16 protein-coding genes are annotated in these 21,045 nt (G+C 64.8%); 12 read left to right on the forward strand and 4 right to left on the reverse strand.

Annotated features, from left to right (window positions below; translation table 11 throughout):
• Positions 1–39 precede the first annotated feature (39 nt).
• A complete protein-coding gene (locus LY284_RS26165; protein WP_233388896.1) occupies positions 40–2,133 on the reverse strand; it encodes a pyridoxamine 5'-phosphate oxidase family protein in 2,094 nt (697 codons plus the stop codon).
• A gap of 209 nt (positions 2,134–2,342) precedes the next feature.
• Here LY284_RS26165 and LY284_RS26170 point away from each other — a divergent pair, with 209 nt between their 5' ends.
• The 9 genes from LY284_RS26170 to LY284_RS26210 all read left to right on the forward strand — a co-directional run bounded on the left by LY284_RS26170 (position 2,343) and on the right by LY284_RS26210 (position 12,281).
• The gene (locus LY284_RS26170) at positions 2,343–4,727 is read left to right on the forward strand and encodes a bifunctional salicylyl-CoA 5-hydroxylase/oxidoreductase (protein WP_233388898.1); all 2,385 of its coding nucleotides are present in this window, start codon (positions 2,343–2,345) and stop codon (positions 4,725–4,727) included.
• Positions 4,728–4,730: 3 nt separating this feature from the next.
• Complete coding sequence (locus LY284_RS26175; protein ID WP_233388900.1) at positions 4,731–5,492, forward strand: SDR family NAD(P)-dependent oxidoreductase; 762 nt, start codon at positions 4,731–4,733, stop codon at positions 5,490–5,492.
• Entirely contained in the window at positions 5,489–6,046 is a 558-nt protein-coding gene (locus LY284_RS26180; RefSeq protein ID WP_014251809.1) for a MarR family winged helix-turn-helix transcriptional regulator, read from the forward strand. Before LY284_RS26175 ends, LY284_RS26180 begins: the two co-directional genes overlap by 4 nt.
• A gap of 14 nt (positions 6,047–6,060) precedes the next feature.
• On the forward strand, positions 6,061–6,906 hold the full coding sequence (locus tag LY284_RS26185; protein WP_233388901.1) for an enoyl-CoA hydratase family protein: 846 nt from the start codon (positions 6,061–6,063) through the stop codon (positions 6,904–6,906).
• Between the two features lies 1 nt (position 6,907).
• Entirely contained in the window at positions 6,908–8,086 is a 1,179-nt protein-coding gene (locus LY284_RS26190; protein ID WP_233388903.1) for an acyl-CoA dehydrogenase family protein, read from the forward strand.
• Entirely contained in the window at positions 8,083–8,535 is a 453-nt protein-coding gene (locus LY284_RS26195) for a thioesterase family protein (protein ID WP_045459692.1), read from the forward strand. Before LY284_RS26190 ends, LY284_RS26195 begins: the two co-directional genes overlap by 4 nt.
• Positions 8,532–8,927: a RidA family protein gene (locus LY284_RS26200; RefSeq protein WP_233388905.1), complete on the forward strand. Its 396-nt coding sequence runs from the start codon at positions 8,532–8,534 to the stop codon at positions 8,925–8,927. Before LY284_RS26195 ends, LY284_RS26200 begins: the two co-directional genes overlap by 4 nt.
• 13 nt (positions 8,928–8,940) lie before the next feature.
• Positions 8,941–10,578 (forward strand): AMP-binding protein, encoded by a 1,638-nt coding sequence (locus tag LY284_RS26205; protein ID WP_233388908.1) that lies wholly within the window; start codon positions 8,941–8,943, stop codon positions 10,576–10,578.
• Positions 10,579–10,661: 83 nt separating this feature from the next.
• Entirely contained in the window at positions 10,662–12,281 is a 1,620-nt protein-coding gene (locus tag LY284_RS26210) for an ABC transporter substrate-binding protein (RefSeq protein WP_233388910.1), read from the forward strand.
• Here LY284_RS26210 and LY284_RS26215 read toward each other — a convergent pair whose 3' ends face one another.
• Positions 12,282–12,557, reverse strand: a complete 276-nt coding sequence (locus LY284_RS26215) for a hypothetical protein (RefSeq protein ID WP_233388912.1) — start codon at positions 12,555–12,557, stop codon at positions 12,282–12,284.
• A 398-nt stretch (positions 12,558–12,955) separates the two neighbouring features.
• On the opposite strand from LY284_RS26215, the gene proP reads away from it, so the two are divergent.
• On the forward strand, positions 12,956–14,437 hold the full coding sequence (proP, locus tag LY284_RS26220; RefSeq protein ID WP_233388914.1) for a glycine betaine/L-proline transporter ProP: 1,482 nt from the start codon (positions 12,956–12,958) through the stop codon (positions 14,435–14,437).
• A 13-nt stretch (positions 14,438–14,450) separates the two neighbouring features.
• Here proP and LY284_RS26225 read toward each other — a convergent pair whose 3' ends face one another.
• Entirely contained in the window at positions 14,451–15,065 is a 615-nt protein-coding gene (locus tag LY284_RS26225) for a DJ-1/PfpI family protein (RefSeq protein ID WP_233390961.1), read from the reverse strand.
• Between the two features lie 96 nt (positions 15,066–15,161).
• On the opposite strand from LY284_RS26225, the gene LY284_RS26230 reads away from it, so the two are divergent.
• Positions 15,162–16,499 (forward strand): PLP-dependent aminotransferase family protein, encoded by a 1,338-nt coding sequence (locus tag LY284_RS26230; RefSeq protein ID WP_233388915.1) that lies wholly within the window; start codon positions 15,162–15,164, stop codon positions 16,497–16,499.
• Between the two features lie 122 nt (positions 16,500–16,621).
• The gene (locus LY284_RS26235) at positions 16,622–19,129 is read left to right on the forward strand and encodes a PAS domain S-box protein (protein WP_233388917.1); all 2,508 of its coding nucleotides are present in this window, start codon (positions 16,622–16,624) and stop codon (positions 19,127–19,129) included.
• Here LY284_RS26235 and LY284_RS26240 read toward each other — a convergent pair.
• Positions 19,071–21,008: a CoA transferase gene (locus LY284_RS26240; RefSeq protein WP_233388919.1), complete on the reverse strand. Its 1,938-nt coding sequence runs from the start codon at positions 21,006–21,008 to the stop codon at positions 19,071–19,073. The two genes, LY284_RS26235 and LY284_RS26240, sit on opposite strands and share 59 nt — an antisense overlap.
• Positions 21,009–21,045: the final 37 nt, after the last annotated feature.

Consider the following 21,045-nt stretch of genomic DNA (forward strand, 5'->3'; position numbering starts at 1 on the left):
GTTGGCGCGCGCTTACGTCTCGCTGTCTCTTGCCGCCGCTCATAAGTCGAGCGATACGCCCTCCCGGTCCAGCGAATCCGCGAGATGTACGCCAGGATGCGGCGTAGCGCAACAGATGAGCGCCTCGCCGGGAGGAATCTCATGGCCCGGCGGCTGGGCATAATCAACCGAGCCGTTCAGAACTTTGACCGAGCACGTACCGCAGCTTCCGACACGGCAACTCGATAACGCCGGAATGCCGGCCCGCTCCGCCAGGTCGAGAAGCGAACCATGTTCAGGACGCCAGCGAGCCGTCTTGCCCGATTTGGCGAAAGTCACGACGATCGATTCCTCGGCCTCGTCTGACGCGGCACGCTCGATACGACGCTTCACCGAAGCAGGACCGAAGCTTTCCAGGTGAATCGACGTATCGCGCACGCCCAGGTCGATGAGTCCGTCATACAACGACTGCATGAACGCCGCCGGTCCGCACAGGAAGAACTGGTAATTGTCGAAGGGCAGGATCGCCTTCAGCAGGTCGATGTCAACGATGCCCTCGCTGTCATGCTTTACCCCCAAGCGATCGTCCGGCAACGGGCGGCTGTAGCGAACATGCGCATGCAAATTGCCGTGCCTGCTGAGTTTGTCATTCAGGAACGCGCTGAAAGCATGACTGGCGGAGTTGCGCGCGCCATGCACGAACCAGATCGGTGCGTGATGAAGCGTTCTGCCGTTGTTCACGAGCAGGCTGTCGATCATGGCAATCATCGGCGTGATGCCGACCCCGGCGGAGATCAAAACGACCGGCGCGCGCGCATCGGCATTGAAGACGAACGAGCCGCGCGGCGCCATCCCCTCGATCACGGTGCCGACCGTCACGTGGTCATGAAGCCAATCCGACACACCGCCCGTTCCTTCACGTTTCACCGTGATTCGATACGATGCGCCGCCCGGCGCGCTCGAGAGCGTGTAGGTGCGGTTCACCGGTTCCGTCCAGGCATCCGGCTGCACGCGAATCGGCAAGAACTGACCCGGCTCGTAGCCTGCCAGACCGCGTCCATCGGCGGGTACGAGATAGAACGATCGAATCGTCGAACTCTCCTCCTCGATGCGCGAGATGCGCAACGGTCTCCATTCGTTGCGAAAGCGCTCGGCTTCGAGCCTTTTCTCCGCTTCGCCCCAGCTTCCGGTACGAGCAAGAAATGGCGAGTACTCCGGCGCCGAAAAGCGGGCTGGAAGGCTGGCTTCCACACGAATGATTTCCTCGATGTGGTAGCGAACCAGTCGCTGCGCGCCATTGAAGGCCTTCACCTCCGGTCCGTCCCAGATGATTTCGGCGCGGGCGGAAATGTACACGAGGTCGCCGCCTTCGAAGTCGATGAACAGAAGACCGGCGCGGTTATCGAGCTGCCAGTTTCCGAGCGTATTGAAGAGGAAATTCCCCACGAAATCGGGGGCCGTGAGCGTCATGTCGTCATCGATACGCACGAAGCCTGGCCGGCCGCCGCGATGGGATACGTCGGCCCCACGGGCAACACCATCGCTCTCGCGCAAATTGGCCGACGCAACGAAATAGGTATCGGCGCTTTCGATGATCGCCCGCACCGCTTTATCGATGCGCTGATTGCGATGCACGGGCGAAGCCGTGCTTACCGACGGATCGCGGTGAAAGACGGGCTCGCGCCCCTGAATGTATTGCGGGCAAATCCCGAGCGTCTGCCGGACTCCGATCGTGAATTCGCCATCCTTCAAGCTCGTGACCGTGCCGAAAAATCGATTGCGTCTGCGCGTGTGGAGTTGCACGCCGAGCATGGCGATCTCCGCTCCCATGCGAAGGTTCTCGACGAGCGGGTCGCCATGGAGCGGCTGCGCCTCGATCGTGATCGTCGTGGGTTCGCTTGCGTGCATGAACCCCGCGTTCCCCAGCAGGATCGAAGCCCACGGCCGTCCTTGCGCGTCCACAGAGCCAACGAAGATATAAGGAAGCAGGCCGAAGAATTCGCGGTGCTGCTCGGTCAGGTAGTGCCTTACGACGTGCCGGCTTACCGCTGCCATCTTTTCGCGGACACCCACCCGTTCCTGGACGGCCAACTCTCCCTCATGGAACGGAGATTGATCCAGTCCCCAACCTGGCGATGATGGCACGTTCGACATGCTTGACTCCCGGATTTCAGCAGATGGAGCCACTCTAACGACCCGGGCTTCCGGATAGAACGGCCGCTCCGAAGAATTCATTCTTCTGCATTCGAGAACAAACGGGACGAAAAGTCACTCATTCAATCCGCATACGAAATCATTTACTTGACATCTAAACTATCTAAACCTAAATTATCGATTCGAGGAGACACGGTCGGAGATCAACCATGCGTATCGTCTGTATCGGCGGGGGCCCGGCGGGCCTGTATTTCGGCCTTTTAATGAAGCGCCGCCACCCGTCTTACGACATCATCGTCGTAGAACGCAACCGCCCCTATGACACTTTCGGCTGGGGCGTGGTCTTCTCCGACCAGACGCTCGGCAACCTTCGCACAGCCGACCCGCAAAGCGCCGACGCCATTCTCGATGCCTTCAACCACTGGGACGACATCGAAGTCCATATTGGCGGCAGCACGATCCGCTCGTCCGGTCACGGTTTCTGCGGCATCGGCCGCAAGCGTCTGCTGAACATTCTGCAAGCGCGCTGCGAAGAACTCGGCGTCAAGCTCGTCTTCGAAACACATGTCGTGAACGACGAGGACTACGAAGCCGATCTCATCATCGCGAGCGACGGCGCGAACAGCGCCATCCGCCAGAAATACGCCTCGACATATCAGCCCGACATCGATATGCGCGATTGCCGCTTCGTGTGGCTCGGCACGAACAAATGCTTCGACGCCTTCACCTTCGCGTTCGAAAAGACCGAATGGGGCTGGTTTCAGGCGCATGCCTATCGTTTCGACGACAGCACATCGACGTTCATCGTCGAAGCGCCCGAGCGCGTATGGCGCGCGGCAGGCCTCGCCGACATGAGCAAGGAAGAAGGCATCGCGTTCTGCGAAAAGCTATTCGCACAGTATCTCGACGGCCACGCGCTGATGTCCAACGCCACGCATCTGCGCGGCTCGGCGCAATGGATTCGCTTTCCGCGCGTCGTGAACCGCGAATGGGTGCATTGGCGCGACAACGCGACCGGCAAGCGCACCCCCATCGTGCTGATGGGCGATGCCGCGCACACCGCGCACTTCTCCATCGGCTCGGGCACGAAGCTCGCGCTCGAAGACTCGATCGAGCTCGCCAACAGCATCGACACGGCGTTCGCGAAGCAGTCCGGCGATCTCGAAGGCGCGCTTGCGCATTACACGCAAGTGCGCAGCATCGACGTGCTGCGCATTCAGAACGCCGCGCGCAATTCGACGGAATGGTTCGAGCATGTGGACCGCTACGCCTCGTTTGCGCCGGAGCAGTTCGCGTATTCGCTGCTCACGCGCTCGCAACGCATCTCGCATGAAAACCTGCGCGAACGCGACGCGCGCTATCTCGCCTCGTTCGAAGACTGGCTCGCCGCGCGCGCGGGCATCGAACGCAACGCGCAGCAACGTTCCGTTCCGCCGATGTTCACGCCCTTCACGCTGCGCGGGATCACGCTGAAGAACCGAGTCGTCGTCTCGCCGATGGCGCAGTATTCCGCCCTCGATGGCGTCGCGGGCGACTATCACCTCATGCATCTCGGCGCGCGCGCGATGGGCGGCGCGGCGCTCGTCATGACGGAGATGACATGCGTGTCGCCGCAAGCGCGCATCACGCCGGGATGCCCCGGCATGTATGCGCCGGCGCATCTCGACGCGTGGAAGCGCATCGTCGATTTCGTGCACGCGCAATCGGACGCGAAGATCGGCATGCAGCTCGGTCATGCGGGCGCGAAGGCTTCGACGCGCGTGAGCTGGGAAGGCATCGATCAGCCGCTTGCGGATAACAACTGGCCGCTCGTCTCCGCATCGCCGCAACAGTACTTGCGTGATGTGAGCCAGTGGTCGCACGAGGCATCGAGCGACGAGTTGCGCGAGATCGAGGCGCAATTCGTGCGCGCCACGGAAATGGCCGCGCAGGCCGGCTTCGACTGGCTCGAACTGCACTGCGCGCACGGCTATTTCCTGTCGAGCTTCCTGTCGCCGCTCACCAATCATCGCACCGACGAATACGGCGGCTCGCTCGAAAATCGGCTGCGCTATCCGCTCGAAGTCTTCAAGGCGATGCGCGCAGTCTGGCCGCAAGACAAGCCGATGTCGGTGCGCATTTCCGCGCACGACTGGGTCGATGGCGGCACCACGCCCGACGATGCCGTCGAGATCGCACGCGCATTCAAGGCCGCGGGCGCGGACATGATCGACGTGTCGTCCGGTCAGGTCAGCAAGGAAGAAAAGCCCGTGTACGGCCGCATGTTCCAGACGCCGTTCGCCGATCGCATCCGCAACGAAGCGGGCATTGCGACGATCGCGGTCGGCGCGATATCGGAAGCGGATCACGTGAACAGCATCATCGCGGCGGGACGCGCGGATCTATGCGCGGTGGCGCGTCCGCATCTCGCGAATCCGGCGTGGACCTTGAACGAAGCCGCGAAAATCGGCTTCTTCGATATCGCGTGGCCCAAGCAATACGCCGCCGCCAAATCGCAGCTCGAACGCAATCTGGAACGCGAACGCGCAATGGCCGCCGACAACGCGCGCCTGACGCCGCAAGAACGGGCGCAACGCGCCGAAGGAACGGTATAAGCCATGACTGCGCTTGCCAACAAACATGCGGTGGTGACGGGCGGCGGCAGCGGCATCGGCGCATCGTGCGCGGTGGCGCTCGCGCAAGCGGGCGCGCGCGTCACGCTGATGGGCCGCGATATCGCGCGTCTCGAAGCGCAGCGCGACGCGATGCATGCGTTTCGCGATGTCGCGTGTATCAGCGTCGATGTCACGAATGAAGCCGCCGTGAACGAAGCGTTCTCCCGCGCAGGCCCGGTGGATATTCTCGTGAACAACGCGGGCCACGCGCGCGCCGCGCCCTTCACGCAGACCGACACCGCGCTCTGGCAAAACATGCTCGACGTGAACCTGACCGGCGTGTTCCTCTGCACCCGCGCCGCCTTGCCTTCGATGCTCGAACGTGGCTATGGCCGCATCGTGAATGTGGCGAGCACCGCGGGGCAAATCGGCTATGCCTATGTCGCCGCTTATTGCGCGGCGAAGCATGGCGTCATCGGTCTGACACGCGCGCTCGCGCTCGAGGTCGCGACCAAGGGCATCACGGTCAACGCGGTCTGCCCCGGCTATACCGAAACCGAGCTGCTGCGCGAATCGCTCGATCAGATCATGGCGAAGACATCGCGCAGCGAGCAGGACGCACGGGATGCGCTCGCGCGCCACAACCCGCAACGCCGCTTCGTGCAGCCGGAAGAAGTCGCCCATGCCGTGCTCTGGCTATGCGCGCCCGGCTCTGGCGCGATGAACGGCCAATCCATTTCCGTATCAGGTGGAGAAGTCACGTGACCCACGCCGCACGCAACAAAAAGACGGCCGCCGCCGAGCCGAAGACGCCGCGCAAGGGTGTCGAAAAACCGGCGGACAACGTCGTCGATCTGGAGATGAGCACGGGCGTCGACAGCCACATGGGACTGCGCCTGTGGCTGCGCATGCTGACCACGACGAACCTCGTGCAAGCCGAACTGCGCAAGCGCCTGCGCACCGAGTTCGATACGACCTTGCCGCGCTTCGATCTGATGGCGCAGCTCGAACGCCATCCCGAAGGTCTGAAGATGACCGAGCTCTCGCGCCGCATGATGGTCACGGGCGGCAACGTGACGGGCATCACCGATCAGCTCGAAAAGGAAGGCCTCGTATCGCGCTATACCGATCCGAACGACCGCCGCTCGATCAGCGTGCGCTTAACGCCGCAAGGCCGCGCCGCGTTCGACAAGATGGCGACCGCGCATGAGCAATGGGTCGTCGAAATGTTCGGCGGCCTCGAACTGAACGAGAAATCGCAGACGCATCAGCGGCTCGGCAAGCTGAAACAGCATCTGTTGAAAACGCTGAAAGACTGAAGGAGACGACGACAATGACATCATCGAATGCCCTTCTTGCCGGAAACAGAACGACGCTCGCCGGCTATCGCGCGAAGCATTTTGGCTGGTCCGCGGCGAACGGCGTCGCGACCATCACGCTGAACCGGCCCGAGCGCAAGAATCCGCTGACCTTCGAATCGTATGCGGAGTTGCGCGACCTGTTTCGCCAGCTTGCCTATGCGACCGATGTGAAATCCATCGTGATTCACGGCGCGGGCGAGAACTTCTGCTCCGGCGGCGACGTGCATGAAATCATCGCGCCGCTCATCGATCTGCCGATGCCGGAACTGCTCCTCTTCACGCGCATGACGGGCGATCTCGTGAAGGCGATGCGTCATTGCCCGCAGCCCGTCATCGCGGCCGTGGACGGCGTGTGCGCGGGCGCGGGCGCGATCCTCGCGATGGCCGCCGACATGCGGCTCGGCACGGCGCGCAGCAAGCTCGCGTTCCTGTTCGCGCGCGTCGGTCTCGCGGGCTGCGACATGGGCGCGTGCTCGATCCTGCCGCGCATCATCGGCCAGGGACGCGCGGCGGAACTGCTCTACACGGGTCGCGCCGCGAGCGGAGACGAAGGCCATAGCTGGGGCTTCTATAACCGTCTCTGCCCGCCTGAAACCTTGCTCGACGAAGCCGCGAAACTCGCCTCCGAACTCGTCGCGGGGCCGACCTTCGCGCACGGCATCACGAAGAAGATGCTGCATCAGGAATGGAGCATGAGCATCGACGAAGCGATCGAATCCGAGGCACAGGCGCAAGCCATCTGCATGAGCACGCGCGACTTCGAGCGCGCGTATCGCGCCTTCGCGGCAAAGTCACGGCCCGTGTTCGAAGGAGACTGAATTGAACGCCGATCTTCATAGCGCGCTCGCGTGGCCGTTCTTCGACGAACGGCATCGCGAACTCGCGCGCGCCGTCGATACATGGGCCGCCGAACACTTGAAGCACGTCGATCACGCCGACACCGACGCCACGTGCAAGCGCCTCGTGCGCATGCTGGGCGATGCGGGCTGGCTCACGCATTGCATCGGCGGCACGCGCTACGGCGCATCGAACGACACCATCGATACGCGCGCCGTGTGCCTGTTGCGCGAAACGCTCGCAAAGCACGACGGCCTCGCCGATTTCGCTTTCGCGATGCAAGGCTTAGGCTCGGGCGCGATCTCGCTTGCGGGCACCGATGCGCAAAAAGAGCGCTATTTGCCGCGTGTCGCGAAGGGAACGGCATTGGCGGCGTTCGCCTTGTCGGAGCCTGACGCCGGTTCCGATGTAGCGGCGATGTCGGTCGATGCGCGCCTCGACGGCGACGCCTACGTGCTGAACGGCGACAAGACGTGGATTTCGAACGGCGGCATCGCCGACTTCTACGTCGTGTTCGCGCGCACCGGTGAAGCGCCGGGCGCGCGCGGCATCAGCGCGTTCACCGTCGATGCCGACACGCCCGGCTTGCGGATCGCCGAACGCATCGACGTGATCGCGCCGCATCCGCTTGCGCGCCTGCATTTCGACAACGCGCGCGTGCCGCGCAGCCAGATGCTCGGCGCGGCGGGCGAAGGCTTCAAGATCGCCATGCGCACGCTCGATATCTTCCGCACGTCGGTGGCGGCCGCATCGCTCGGCTTCGCACGCCGCGCGATGCAGGAAGGACTCGATCGCGCCGCATCGCGCAAGATGTTCGGCCAGACACTCGGCGATTTTCAACTCACGCAGGCGAAGCTCGCGCAGATGGCGCTGACCATCGACACGAGCGCGCTGCTCGTCTATCGCGCTGCGTGGCTGCGCGATCAGGGCGAAAGCGTGACGCGCGAAGCCGCCATGGCGAAGTGGCACGCGAGCGAAGGCGCGCAACAGGTCATCGACGCGGCCGTGCAGCTATGGGGCGGTCTCGGCGTGACGCGCGGCATGGCGGTCGAATCGCTGTATCGCGAGATTCGCGCGTTGCGCATCTACGAAGGCGCGACCGAAGTTCAGCAGTTGATCGTCGGGCGCGACCTGCTGAAAGCGCACGGGGAACGTCGATGACGAAGCCCACCTTCGACATGCCGGTGCGCATCCGTTTCGGGCATTGCGATCCGGCCGGCATCGTCTATTTCCCGCAATACCTCGTGATGACGAATGCGCTCGTCGAAGACTGGTTCAACGAGGCGCTCTGCATCGACTATGCGCACATGATTTCGGCGCGCCGCGTCGGGCTTCCCATCGTGAAGCTCAATTGCGACTTCTCGCGGCCGAGCCGCATGGGTGAAACGGTGACGCTCGCGCTCGCCGTCGATACGGTCGGCCAGCGCTCGATCCGCATCGACATCGTCTGTCATTGCGGCGGCGAAGTGCGCTTTCGCGCAAAGCAGGTTCTGGTGACGACATCGCTCGACGATGGCCGTTCGATCGACATTCCCGGCGACATCGCCCGCGCAATCGAGCAGTTCGCGCCGGGCACGAGCCGCGTCATGCAAGAGGAGACACGCTCATGAAAAAAACGCTTCTGCCTTCGGGCTGGATCAAGCCGCGCGGCTACGCGAACGGCGTCGCCGTGCGCGGCACGCAGGTGTATATCGCGGGGCAAATCGGCTGGGACGAACAGGCGCGCTTCGTCAGCGAGGAGTTCGGCCCGCAGGCGGCGCAGGCCTTGCGCAATGTCGTCGCGGTGCTGCGCGAAGCGGGCGGCGAGCCCGCGCATCTCGTGCGCATGACGTGGTACGTCACGGACAAGCGCGCCTATCTCGCGGCGGCGAAGGAAATCGGCGCGGCGTTTCGCGAACTGATCGGCGATTACGACATCGCGATGAGCGCGGTGCAGGTCGTCGCGCTCATCGAAGACGACGCACTGGTGGAAATCGAAGCCACGGCTGTCATCCCCAACTGAAGCGGAGAGCACGATGGAACGGTCAGCACACGTCGATACGTTCGCGCGCGATCATCTGCCGCCGCAGGAGCAATGGCCGGTATTGATGCTCGACAACGCGGACGTGACCTATCCCGCGCGCGTCAATTGCGCGACGGAACTGCTGGATCGCGCGATCGAAAACGGACAGGGCGATCGCCCCGCGATCTGGTCCGATGTCAACGGCACGCCGCACGCCACGAGTTATCGCGAATTGCGCGCGCTCGTGAATCGCAGCGCGCATGTGCTTGTCGACGAGATGCGCTTGCGCCCCGGCAACCGCATCCTGTTGCGCGGCCCGAACACGCTGCAGATGGCCGTCGCGTTCTTCGCGGCGCTGAAGGCGGGTCTCGTCGTCGTGCCGACCATGCCGCTGCTGCGCGCGAAGGAACTGAAGCAGATCGCCGACAAGGCGCAGATCACGGCGGCGCTATGCGACGTGCGCCTGACCGAAGAGCTCGCGCGCTGCACGAAGCCAGGCGACGAGTTCCATTGCGAAGCGCTCGCGCAAGTGCTTTATTTTCACGACGATGCGCCCGGTTCGCTCGAATCGCTTGCGGCGTCGAAGCCCGATCGTTTCGATGCCTGCGATACCGCCGCCGACGATGTCTGCCTCATCGCGTTCACGAGCGGCACCACGGGCGCGCCGAAGGGCTGCATGCATTTTCATCGCGACGTGCTCGCCATGTGCGATCTCTTCCCGCGTCACATCCTGAAGCCCACGGCGGACGATGTCTTCTGCGGCACGCCGCCGCTCGCGTTCACGTTCGGGCTCGGCGGCCTGCTGTGCTTTCCGCTGCGTGCCGGGGCCTCGACAGTGCTGCTCGAAAAGCTCACGCCCGAGACCTTGCTGCAGACCGTCGAACGCTTTCGCGCGACGATCATGTTCACCGCGCCGACGTTCTACCGGCAAATGGCCCCGCTCGTCGGCCGCTTCGACATATCGAGTCTCGCGAAGACCGTATCGGCCGGCGAGGCTTTGCCGGACTCGACGCGCGCATTGTGGCGCGAGGCGAGCGGCATCGAGATGATCGACGGCATCGGCGGCACGGAGATGATCCACATCTTCATCGCGTCGGCGGGAACGGACGTGCGCGAACACGCGATCGGACGCGCGGTGCCGGGTTACATCGTGCAGGCCGTCGATGACGCCATGCAGCCGGTACCGCCCGGCACGCTCGGCAAGCTCGCGGTGCGCGGCCCGACCGGCTGCCGTTATCTCGCCGACGAGCGCCAGTCGAAGTTCGTGCGCGACGGCTGGAACCTGCCGGGCGATTCCGTGATGATCGATGCGGACGGCTACGTGTTCTATCAGGCGCGCGCCGACGACATGATCGTATCGGCGGGCTACAACATCTCCGGGCCGGAAGTCGAAAGCGTGCTGATGCAGCATGAAGCGGTCGCGGAGTGCGGCGTGATCGGCGTGCCCGACGACACGCGCGGGCAAGTCGTGAAAGCGTTCGTCGTGCTCAATGCGGGCTTCACGGGCGACGACGCGCTGATCGCCGAGTTGCAGGCGTTCGTGAAGCGCACTGTCGCGCCGTACAAGTATCCGCGTCTCGTCACGTTCCTCGATGCATTGCCGCGCACGGAGACGGGCAAGCTCAAGCGCTTCGCATTGCGCGCCCTGTAGCGCCGAAAAAATGTTTGCTTGGTAGAGTATGGCTCACGCCCGCCGCGAGGCGGCTCGCCCACTCTTCCGAGCAAACAAGAAAAATGCTTCTTTCACGACGCGTGTTGTCTGCTTCTCTTGCCGTTTCTCTTTCCGCCGCGCTTGCATTCACCGCGCATAACGCATCGGCCGCGAGCAAGACGCTCGTCTTCTGCTCCGAAGGCAGCCCCGCCGGTTTCGACTCCGCGCAGTACACGACCAGCACCGACTTCGACGCGGGCGCGCATGCCGTCTACGACCAGCTCGTCGAATTCAGGCGCGGCACGCTCGATCTCGTGCCCGGTCTCGCGGAAAAGTGGGACGAGTCGCCGGATGCGAAGACCTTCACGTTTCATCTGCGGCGCGGCGTGAAGTTTCAATCGACCGCGTGGTTCAAGCCCACGCGCGACTTCAATGCGGACGATGTGGTGTTCACGTTCAGGCGCATGATCGATCCGAACGAGCCGTTCCAGAAGGCGCATCCTGTCAGCTTTCCGTATCTGACCGACCTCGGCTACGACAAGAACGTCGCATCGGTCGACAAGCTCGACGACTACACCGTGCGCTTCACGCTCAAGACAGCGGATGTCGTGTTCGTGCGCAACATCGCGATGGAGTTCGCATCCATCGTATCGGCGGAGTATGCCGCGCAATTGCTGAAGCTCGGCAAGCCGGAGGACCTCAATCAGAAGCCGGTCGGCACGGGCGCGTTCGTGTTCCGCGACTATCAGAAAGATGCGACGATCCGCTATGACGCGAACCCGACGTACTGGAACCGCAAGGACGTACATATCGACAAGCTCGTGTTTTCCATCACGCCGGATGCCGCCGTGCGTCAGCAGAAGCTCTCGGGCGGCGAATGCCAGGTGACGTCGTTCCCGCGCCCCGCCGACATCGCCGCGTCGAAGAACGATCCGAAGCTCACGGTGCTGTCGGGCGTCGGCTTCAACGTCGCGTACGTGGGCTATAACACCACGCACAAGCCCCTCGACAACGTCAACGTGCGCCGCGCGCTCGACATGGCCATCGACAAGCAGGCGATCATCAAGACCGTCTACGAAGGCGCGGCGACTGTCGCGACGAATCCCATGCCGCCCTCGCAATGGTCGTATAACAAGGCGCTGAAAGACGCGCCGCACGATCCCGCGAAGGCGAAGGAACTGCTGAAGGAAGCCGGCTTTCCGAACGGCTTCGCGATCACGCTCTGGGCCATGCCCGTGCAGCGCGGCTATAACCCGAACGCGCGGCTGATGGCGCAACTGATCCAGTCGGACTGGGCGAAGATCGGCGTGAAGGCGAACATCGTCACGTACGAGTGGGCCGAGTACAACAAGCGCGCGAAAACGAACGGCGAGCACGACGCGATTCTCTACGGCTGGCTCGGCGACAACGGCGATCCCGACAACTGGCTCGGCACGACGCTCGGCTGCGATGCGGTTCACGGCAGCAACGTGGCGAAGTGGTGCAACAGGCAGTTCGATGATCTGCTCGCGAAGGCGCGCCTCGTCACGGATCAGAACGCGCGCACGAAGCTCTACGAAGAAGCGCAGGTCGTGTTCAAGGATCAGGTGCCGTACACGCCGCTCGCGCACGCGAACATCTTTCAGCCGATCTCGAAGCGGGTGCACGGCTATCTGATCAGCCCGCTCGGCGGGCATCGCTTCGACGGCATCACGTTCGACTGATCAGCCTCCGCGAAGCCACGCGTCGATGCTGTCGCGTGCTTCGTGCTTGCCCGACTGCGTCTTGTACGCATCCGCACCGCCGACGTCGGGCATATCGTGCATATCGTGCCTGGCGTCTTTCGCCGCCATCGCATGCATGGTCTGCTCGCCCGGCGATGCTGGTGCGGCGGCCGCGGCGCCAACGACCATGTCGGCCGTGCACTCGTCCGCGAAAGCGGGAACGGCGAACGCGACCGCATGCGCGGCCAGAATAGCGGCGAGGTATTTCGCTTTCATTGCGACTCCAATAGCGTGTCGATAAAAAGAAGCGCGATGGAACCGTCGACACGTTCGCCGGACATCGAACCTTGTGTGCCGAGGGTTCATCGCGCCCACGCCCAACGATGCATGGCCCATGCCAGTCGTATCGGCGGCGCGCTTCGAATCGCTGAAAGCCTTGAGGGCAAAGGGTTGCGCGGCGGCACGCGCCCGCCGCGCGCGGGCACGCCTGTCGGAGCGCGGCCAACGCTTGACCCGCGTGTGGTTGCCGCCACCCGACAGCGCCGCCGCGCCAGTGTCGTTTTCAGCCGATTTCCAGACGCGTGAGCGAAGGCATGCATGCGCCGCGTTGCGCACACTCTGACGGACCATCAAGCCGGGGGCCGCGCGCTCATCGGAAATCAGGAGTGAGACAATTGAGCCCCTCGCACGATCGCACTGCCCGAAGCAAATCACCGCCGCCGCCCACGCTGGGCGATATCACCATCGTCGATCGAGCCTTGCTGAAACGCGCTGTCGGCGCGATGGCGCTCGGCAATGCCATGGAATGGTTCGACTTCGGCGTGTATAGCTATATCGCCGTCGTGCTCGGCAAAGTGTTCTTTCCGTCGAGCAGCCCGTCCGCGCAACTGATCGCGACCTTCGGCACGTTCGCCGCGGCTTTTCTCGTGCGGCCCATCGGCGGCATGGTGTTCGGCCCGCTCGGCGACAAGATCGGCCGCCAGCGCGTGCTCGCCATGACGATGATCATGATGGCCGTCGGCACCTTCTGCATCGGCCTGATTCCGAGCTACGCCTCGATCGGCATATTCGCGCCCGTGCTGCTGCTCGTCGCGCGTCTCGTGCAGGGCTTTTCGACGGGCGGTGAATACGGCGGGGCCGCCACGTTCATCGCCGAGTTTTCGACGGATGCGCGGCGCGGTTTCTACGGCAGCTTTCTCGAAGTCGGCACGCTCGCGGGTTATATCCTCGGCGCGGGCACGGTTGCGCTCCTCACGGCGACGCTCTCGCACGACGCACTGCTTTCATGGGGATGGCGCGTGCCGTTCATGATCGCGGGGCCGCTCGGGCTCGTGGGGCTTTATATCCGCATGAAGCTCGAAGAGACGCCGGCCTTCAGGAAAGAGGCGGAAGCGCGCGAAGCGCACGAACGGTCGCGTCCGAAGCAATCGTTTCTCGACCTGCTGCGGCAGCAGTTCAGGCCCATGATGCAATGCGTCGGCCTCGTGCTGATTTTCAATGTCACCGACTACATGGCGCTGTCGTATCTGCCCAGTTTCCTCTCGGCGACACTGCATTTCGACGAAACGCACGGCCTCTTTCTCGTGCTGCTGGTCATGGTGCTGATGATCCCGATGACGCTCTTCGCGGGTCATCTCTCCGACAGGATCGGCCGCAAGCCGGTGATGATGGCCGGCTGCGTCGGTCTCTTCGTGCTGGCCATTCCCGCGCTGCTGCTCGTGCGCACGGGCGCGCTCCTGCCGGTGTTTCTCGGCCTGCTGATCCTCGGCGCGCTGCTTTCCACCTTCACGGGCGTGATGCCGTCGGCGTTGCCCGCGCTCTTTCCGACGCGCATTCGTTACGGCGCGCTCGCCATCGGCTTCAACGTGTCCGTGTCGCTCTTCGGCGGCACGACGCCGCTCGTCGCCGCATGGCTCGTCGATGCGACCGGCAACCTGATGGTGCCCGCGTACTACCTGATGGCCGCATCGGTGATCGGCATCGTGTCCGTGCGCGCGTTGCGCGAGACGGCGCGCCAGCCGCTGCTCGGCTCCGGCCCATGCGTCGCGACGAAGTCGGAAGCCCTCGCGCTCATGCACACGAAGCTGAAGGTCGTGCCGGGCAAAGGCCGAGGCAAGCGCGCGGACGAAACGGCGCGCGAAAAGAAGCGAGCATGAAAGCGGGCACGACTCACGCCGGCACGCTGACGTCGAGATACGGCGCGATGTTGCGCATCGCGCGATCCACATACGTTTCTTTCTCGCCGACGGGCGCGACGTAATGCATCGCATCGCGCGCGGCGTTCACGCCTTCGAGCCGCGCGATCACCCACGCCGCGAGATACTGCGACGCGAGACAGCCGCCCGCCGTCGCCACGTTGCCGTGCGCGACGAACGGTTGATCGAGCGTGCGCACGCCCGCTTCCTCGACCCACGGCTTCGTCGTCAGATCGGTGCAGGCAGGCACGTCGGCGAGCAGGCCGAGCTTCGCGAGAACGAGCGTGCCGGAGCATTGCGCCGCTAGTAACTGACGCGCGGGATCGAGCCTGATGCGCGCCATCAATGCGGCATCGGCGACGACTTCGCGCGTCAGCATGCCGCTGCCGACGATCACGGCATCGGCGCGCGACGCGTCTTCCAGCGTCGCCTGCGCTTTCAGCACGACGCCGTTCATCGACCGCACTTCTTCCGACGGACACGCGATCGACACTTTCCAGTCCGGCGTCTTCACGCGATTCAGTATGCCGAGCGCGATCAGCGAATCCAGTTCGTTGAAGCCCTCGAACGTGAGTATGGCGATATGCACGATGTGCTCCTTCAGGCGCATGAATTGCGCATGGACCCATGCTACGGCCATGAGCGAATACAATCAAAACATTGTCATGGATACACCTGCCACGTCATGCCGCAAGCGCCGCGCTACAAGCAAATCGTCGACCGGTTCGCGGACGATATCCGCACGGGCCGCCTGAAACCCGGCACGCGATTGCCGACGCATCGCGAACTGGCCGCGCGCGAAGGGCTCGGCATCGTGACCGCCACGCGCGTCTATTCGGAACTGAACGCGATGGGGCTCGTCAGCGGCGAAACGGGCCGCGGCACCTTCGTGAAGGAAACGACGCTCGCGCGCGAACTCGGCATCGATCAGGTCGCGATCGCCGCGGACATGGTCGATCTCAACTTCAATTATCCCGCGCTGGCGGGCCAGGCGGATCTGCTGCGCCAGGCATTGCGGCAGTTGGCGTCGGCGGGCGATCTCGAAGCGCTCCTGCGCTATCAGCCGCATGGCGGACGCGCGCGCGACCGCGCTTCTGTGGCGCGGCATCTGGCGCGGCGCGGGCTTGCGGCAAGCGGCGAGCGCGTCGTGCTCGTCGATGGCGCGCAACACGGCCTCGCGACGACCGTCATGGCGCTGCTGAAACCGGGCGATGTCGTCGCCGTCGATACGCTGACCTATCCCGGTTTCAAGATGCTGGCCGAGGCGTACGGGCTCGAACTCGCGCCCTTGCCGGCATCGGGCGCGGGCCCGGACCCGGACGCGCTCGATGCGCTGTGCAAGCGCCGCCGCGTGCGCGCGCTCTACACCATGCCGACGCTGCACAATCCGCTCGGCTGGGTCATGACGGCGACGCGCCGCAAACAGGTGGCGTCGCTCGCGCGCAAGCAGGGTTTTTTCATCATCGAAGATGCCGCCTACGCCTTTCTCGCCGACGACGCGCCGCCGCCCATTGCCGCGATCGCGCCCGAACTGACGGTGTATGTCTCGGGCTTTTCGAAGAACGTCGCGACGGGTTTGCGCGTCGGCTACGTCGCCGCGCCGCTCGAATGGGTGCGCAAGATCGAGCGCGCGATCCGCGTGACGACATGGAACACGCCCGGTGTGATGACGGCGATCGCGTGCGGCTGGCTCGACGACGGCACCGTCGAGCGGCTCGAAGCGGAAAAGCGCGCGGACGCCTCGATGCGGCAGGTCATCGCGTCGCGCGCACTCGGTCGGCTTACGCGCGTTGCGCATCCGGCTTCGTACTTCGTATGGCTGCCGATGCCCGAGGAGGTGCGCGCGGACCGCATCGCGGCGGCGCTGGCGGAGGAGCGCATTTCGGTATCGATGGCCGGACCGTTCTGCACCTCGGCGCATGTGCCGCATGCGCTGCGGCTGGCGTTGGGATCGGTGGATGCGGCGACTTTGGAGGGCGCGTTGAAGCGGGTTGCGGAAGTGGTCGGGCGGTATGCGTATTGAGTCTTCTCCGCTCTCCGCAAACGATTGCCCGCGATTTATGTTTCAATGCTTCCGAATATCCGTTTCGAAAACCCCGATACCTCTGCGATCCACCATCGCGATGCATCGATCGGACAGGGCCTATGCGGACACAATACGAGGCATCGACACCGGACAGGAAAATCAAGGCGGAGCACAGGCGTCAGGCGCATTTCCAGCGCTGGTTCGCCACATTCGCGAGTCTCGCGCACTCGCGTCTGCCGCTTCCCGCCTATCTCCAGAAAGTCACCGACACGCTGAGAGAAGTGGCGGGCGTCGCGTCCGCCGTCGTGGAATGGATCGAAGGCGACGAACTGCTGTATCGCGCGGCGAGCGGCGCGGCCGCGGCGCACATCGGCGTGCGGCTGCCCACGGCCGGCAGCCTCTCGGGACTCTGCATCACGCGCCAGCAGGCGCTCATCTGCCGCAATTCGGCGACGGATCACCGCGTCGATCGCGCCGCATGCGAAGCGGTGGGCGCAGTGTCGATGGTGGTCGCGCCCGTCGTCTACAACGGCCGCTCGGTCGCAGTGCTCAAGCTCATCTCCGGCGAAACGGATCATTTCGGGCAGTCGGATATCAGCATTCTCGATGCCTTCTGCGCGTGCATCGCGGAGACCATCGCGCGTGAGGAAAGCGCGCAGGAAAACCGCAAGCTGCTGAAGGAAAACGCGAGCGTCGCGGCGGACCTGACCGTCGAATCGACGCTGCGCATCGAGTATGAAAAGAAACTCGCCGACGCCCTGCGCCGCCGTCAGACGGTGCTCGACAATGCACACGTCGCCTTCGTGTCGATGGACGAAGCCGGCATGGTCGTCGACTGGAACGAGGCCGCCGCGCTGCTGTTCGGCTGGAAGGCCAGCGAGGTCGCGGGCAAGGAACTCGCCGCGTTCATCGTGCCCGAGCGCTTTCGCGACGGGCATCGCGCCGGGCTCACGCGCTATCTCGCCACGGGCGAGGCGCGCATGATCAACGAGCGCGTCGAACTGCCCTCGCTGCGCCGCGACGGCAGCGAGTTCACCGCCGAACTGACCATCAGCGAAGTCTGGTACGAAGGCCAGCGCCAGTTCGCGTGCTTCGTGCACGACATCACCGACCGGCGCGCGGCCACCGAAGCGAACGAACGTCTGCGCCTGCTCATCGACTCGGTGAGCGATTACGCGATCTGCATGCTCGACCAGAAAGGCTACGTGCGCTCATGGAACGACGGCGCGCGGGCGATCTACGGCTTCACGCCGGCCGAAGCGATCGGCCGCCACTTCGCGCTCTTCTATACCGCCGACGAACACGGCCGCGACCGTCCCGGCGACGATCTCATCCTCGCGGCGACACGCGGGCGCGTCGAGCACGAAGACTGGCAGGTGCGCAAGGACGGCTCCGAGTTCTGGGCGCACGTCATCCTGAGCGCGCTGCCCGGCAACGGCGACGGCGTGCAGGGCTTCGTGAAGATCACGCGCGACATGACGGCGCGGCGGCGGCTGGAAGAACTCGAAGCGTCGAGCCGGCGCATGAACGAGTTTCTCGCGCTGCTCGGGCACGAGTTGCGCAATCCGCTCGCGCCGATCCGCAACGCCGTCAGCATCCTGAAGCTGAAAGCATCGAACGACGCCGACGTGATCCGCAGCCGGCAGATCGTCGATCGCCAGCTCGCGCATCTGACCAAGCTCGTCGACGATCTGCTCGAAGCCGGGCGCATGAGTTCGGGCAAGATCCGCCTCACGACCGAAACCGTCGATATCGCCGACGTGGTGCATCTGAGCGTCGAGGCGAGCCAGCCTCTGTGCGACGACCGCGGGCAGCGCATCGTCGTGCAGGACGGCGGCCAGCCGCTCTTTGTCAACGGCGATCCGACGCGGCTCGTGCAGGCGCTCAACAATCTGCTCAACAACGCTTCGAAGTTCAGCCCGCACGGTTCGACCATCACGCTCGAAGCCGGCCCGCGCGGCGGCTCGGCGATGGTGCGCGTGATCGACGAGGGCCGCGGCATTTCGCCGGAAGCGCTCGGCATGGTGTTCGATCTTTTCGTGCAGGAGCATCCGCCGGGCGCGCATCTCGACGAAGGCGGCCTCGGCATCGGACTCACGCTCGTGCGCGCGATCGCGGAACTGCACGGCGGTCATGTCGAAGCGAAAAGCGGCGGCGCGGGGCGAGGCAGCGCGTTTTCGCTGTGGCTGCCGCTCGCCGAGCCGCCCGCGCGCGGCACGGAGCACGGCGCGGCCCCGCCCGCGATCGCGGGGCGCCAGCTCGACGTGCTCGTCGTCGACGACAACCGCGATTCCGCCGACAGCATGACCTTGCTCGTCGATATGCTCGGCCACAGCGCGCGCGCCGCCTACGACGGCACGGCCGCGCTCGATTTTTTCGAGGCGTCGCGGCCGCAGGTCGTGCTGCTCGATCTGTCGATGCCGGGACTGACGGGCTTCGACGTGATCCGCCGCATGCGCGACGAGAACGACAGGCCCGGCACGCGCGTGATCGTCGCGGCCATGACGGGCCTCGGTTCGGACGAAGATATCGCCCGCACGCGCGCCGCCGGCTTCGATGCGCATCTCGTCAAGCCGGTCGATCTTCCGGAACTGGAGCGGGTGCTGTCGCTGGCCGGGCGCGTCTGATCCTGTGCGGCGCGCCCGGCACGGCGCGCACGCTGGCGGGCGTCTTCGACAGCCGGTAAGGCACTTTCAGCACCGGCCAGAACGCGCCGTTCGCATCGCGGGCGGCGCTCAGCACGTCGGCGAGAAAATCGCCGTCTTCCAGCAGTTCGTCGACGCGCGCGACCGGCGTCGCGCCGCCGAGCCTTGCCGCCGCCTCTTTCCTCGTCAGCGCGATGCAGCATGCGCGCTCGGTGTCGGTGATATCGCGCTCGATCCACACGTGGCCGTCCAGACACGCGAGCGCCTGCCCGGGCGGCCGCTCGCGGCCCGCCGCGAACAGCGCGCACCACGCGGCGACATCCTGCATCGCTATTTCGATGAACGTGCCGGCCTCTTCCGCCTCTTCGCTTCGCGTGGCAAGGCGCGCGACGATCGCGAAAAGCGCCGCCTGCCCGCCGAGAATATCCGCGCCCGACGCGCCGATCTTGACCGGCGCGCCCTCGCCGCGCGTGAGATCCATGAGGCCGCCCATCGCCTGAATCACGGTGTCGAACGCGGGCCGCGACGGATACGCCGACGCGATGCCGAAGCCCGATATCGAGCAATAGACAAGACGCGGATTGATCGCGCCGAGCGCCTCGCGCGTGAAGCCGAGCTTCGCGAGCGCGCCGGGCCGCAGGTTTTCGACGAGCACGTCGGCGTCGGCGAGCAGCGTGCGCAGGTGCGCGCGATCGCTTTCCTGCTTGAGATCGAGCGCAATCGTCTCCTTGTCCGTGTTGTTGAGCGCGAAGAAATAGCTGGTGCCGCCCTGCCCCGGCAGCCACGAACGCGCGACTTCGCCTTCGGGCGGCTCGATCTTCACGACCTTCGCGCCCAACGCAGCGAGATGCTTGCCGACGAGCGGCGCCGTCGTGTACTGACCGATCTCGATCACCTTGACGCCCGCCAGCGGCCCGCCGTATTCGCCTGTTGGCGGCTTTGCGATGGCTGGCGTCCGGCTCAACGCCGACGTTTCGAAGATCGACACCTGCTTGTACGTATCGGCATCGATGCCGCTTGTTTCGATCGCCTCTGCCGTCTCGGCATGACGCATGCGAAAGTTCGGCTCGCGCGACAATTCCCCGATGCCGACGATCGGCCCCGCCGCCACGCCGATGCGCTCGCAGATGCGCGTGCAGGCGTCGGTGGCGAGCGTCGCCGTCCACGATTCGATCAGCGCATCGAGTTCGTCGGCGTGGCGCACGCGATCGCCAAGCGTCGCGAAGCGGGCGTCGTCGAGTTGCGGCACGCGGGCTTCCTGCCTGAGCTTGCGCCATTGCTCTTCCGTGCTTGTGCAGATGAGAATCCAGCCGTCGCGCGTGCGATAAGCGTTCCACGGCGCGCACGCCGGATGGCGATTGCCGACGCGACCGGCCGTGCGCCCCGCGAACGCCGCCGGCAGAAACGTCGTGAGCGCGCTCGCGGCGCAGCCGCTCAAGGTCACGTCGATGTTCTGCACGATGCCGCGCCTGCGCTTCACGCGCACCGCCGCGGCAATCGCCGCCGATGCATACAGCGCCGCCGACACTTCCGTGAACGCAACGCCGATGCGCGCCGGCGCGCCTTGCGCGAAACCGGTCGTGTCCATGAGGCCGCTCATCGCCTGAATGTGCGCATCGGACCAGGGCGTGCCCGCGCGCGAGTCTTGCGGACCCGTCGCGGTGATGTCGCACACGATAGCCGCGCCCGATGACCTCCAGTCAGCCGCCCCATCCACATCCGAGGAAACGACTACGACGTCGTAATCGATCGAATCCTTCGCGCAAAAGTCCACCGTCGCGCCCGCCCGTTCGAGCAGCGTCGCGCACAGCGTCACCGCATCGCGCCCGCCGCAGGCCAGCACTCGCACACCTTCCAGCATGATCGTCTCCTTGTTTCCACCGCTGGCGCGCCATCGC

This window comes from Caballeronia sp. PC1, assembly GCF_021353155.1.
In the GTDB taxonomy this organism is placed as follows: Bacteria; Pseudomonadota; Gammaproteobacteria; order Burkholderiales; family Burkholderiaceae; genus Caballeronia; species Caballeronia cordobensis.

What these genes read in the sequence shown, in the direction of transcription:
- LY284_RS26200 (WP_233388905.1), top strand. Translation starts at nt 8,532, where the DNA reads ATGAAAAAAACGCTTCTGCCTTCGGGCTGGATCAAGCCGCGCGGCTAC.
- LY284_RS26215 (WP_233388912.1), bottom strand. Translation starts at nt 12,557, where the DNA reads ATGAAAGCGAAATACCTCGCCGCTATTCTGGCCGCGCATGCGGTCGCG.
- LY284_RS26230 (WP_233388915.1), top strand. Translation starts at nt 15,162, where the DNA reads ATGCCGCAAGCGCCGCGCTACAAGCAAATCGTCGACCGGTTCGCGGAC.
- LY284_RS26235 (WP_233388917.1), top strand. Translation starts at nt 16,622, where the DNA reads ATGCGGACACAATACGAGGCATCGACACCGGACAGGAAAATCAAGGCG.
- LY284_RS26210 (WP_233388910.1), top strand. Translation starts at nt 10,662, where the DNA reads ATGCTTCTTTCACGACGCGTGTTGTCTGCTTCTCTTGCCGTTTCTCTT.
- LY284_RS26240 (WP_233388919.1), bottom strand. Translation starts at nt 21,008, where the DNA reads ATGCTGGAAGGTGTGCGAGTGCTGGCCTGCGGCGGGCGCGATGCGGTG.
- LY284_RS26205 (WP_233388908.1), top strand. Translation starts at nt 8,941, where the DNA reads ATGGAACGGTCAGCACACGTCGATACGTTCGCGCGCGATCATCTGCCG.
- LY284_RS26170 (WP_233388898.1), top strand. Translation starts at nt 2,343, where the DNA reads ATGCGTATCGTCTGTATCGGCGGGGGCCCGGCGGGCCTGTATTTCGGC.
- LY284_RS26175 (WP_233388900.1), top strand. Translation starts at nt 4,731, where the DNA reads ATGACTGCGCTTGCCAACAAACATGCGGTGGTGACGGGCGGCGGCAGC.
- LY284_RS26165 (WP_233388896.1), bottom strand. Translation starts at nt 2,133, where the DNA reads ATGTCGAACGTGCCATCATCGCCAGGTTGGGGACTGGATCAATCTCCG.
- LY284_RS26185 (WP_233388901.1), top strand. Translation starts at nt 6,061, where the DNA reads ATGACATCATCGAATGCCCTTCTTGCCGGAAACAGAACGACGCTCGCC.
- LY284_RS26195 (WP_045459692.1), top strand. Translation starts at nt 8,083, where the DNA reads ATGACGAAGCCCACCTTCGACATGCCGGTGCGCATCCGTTTCGGGCAT.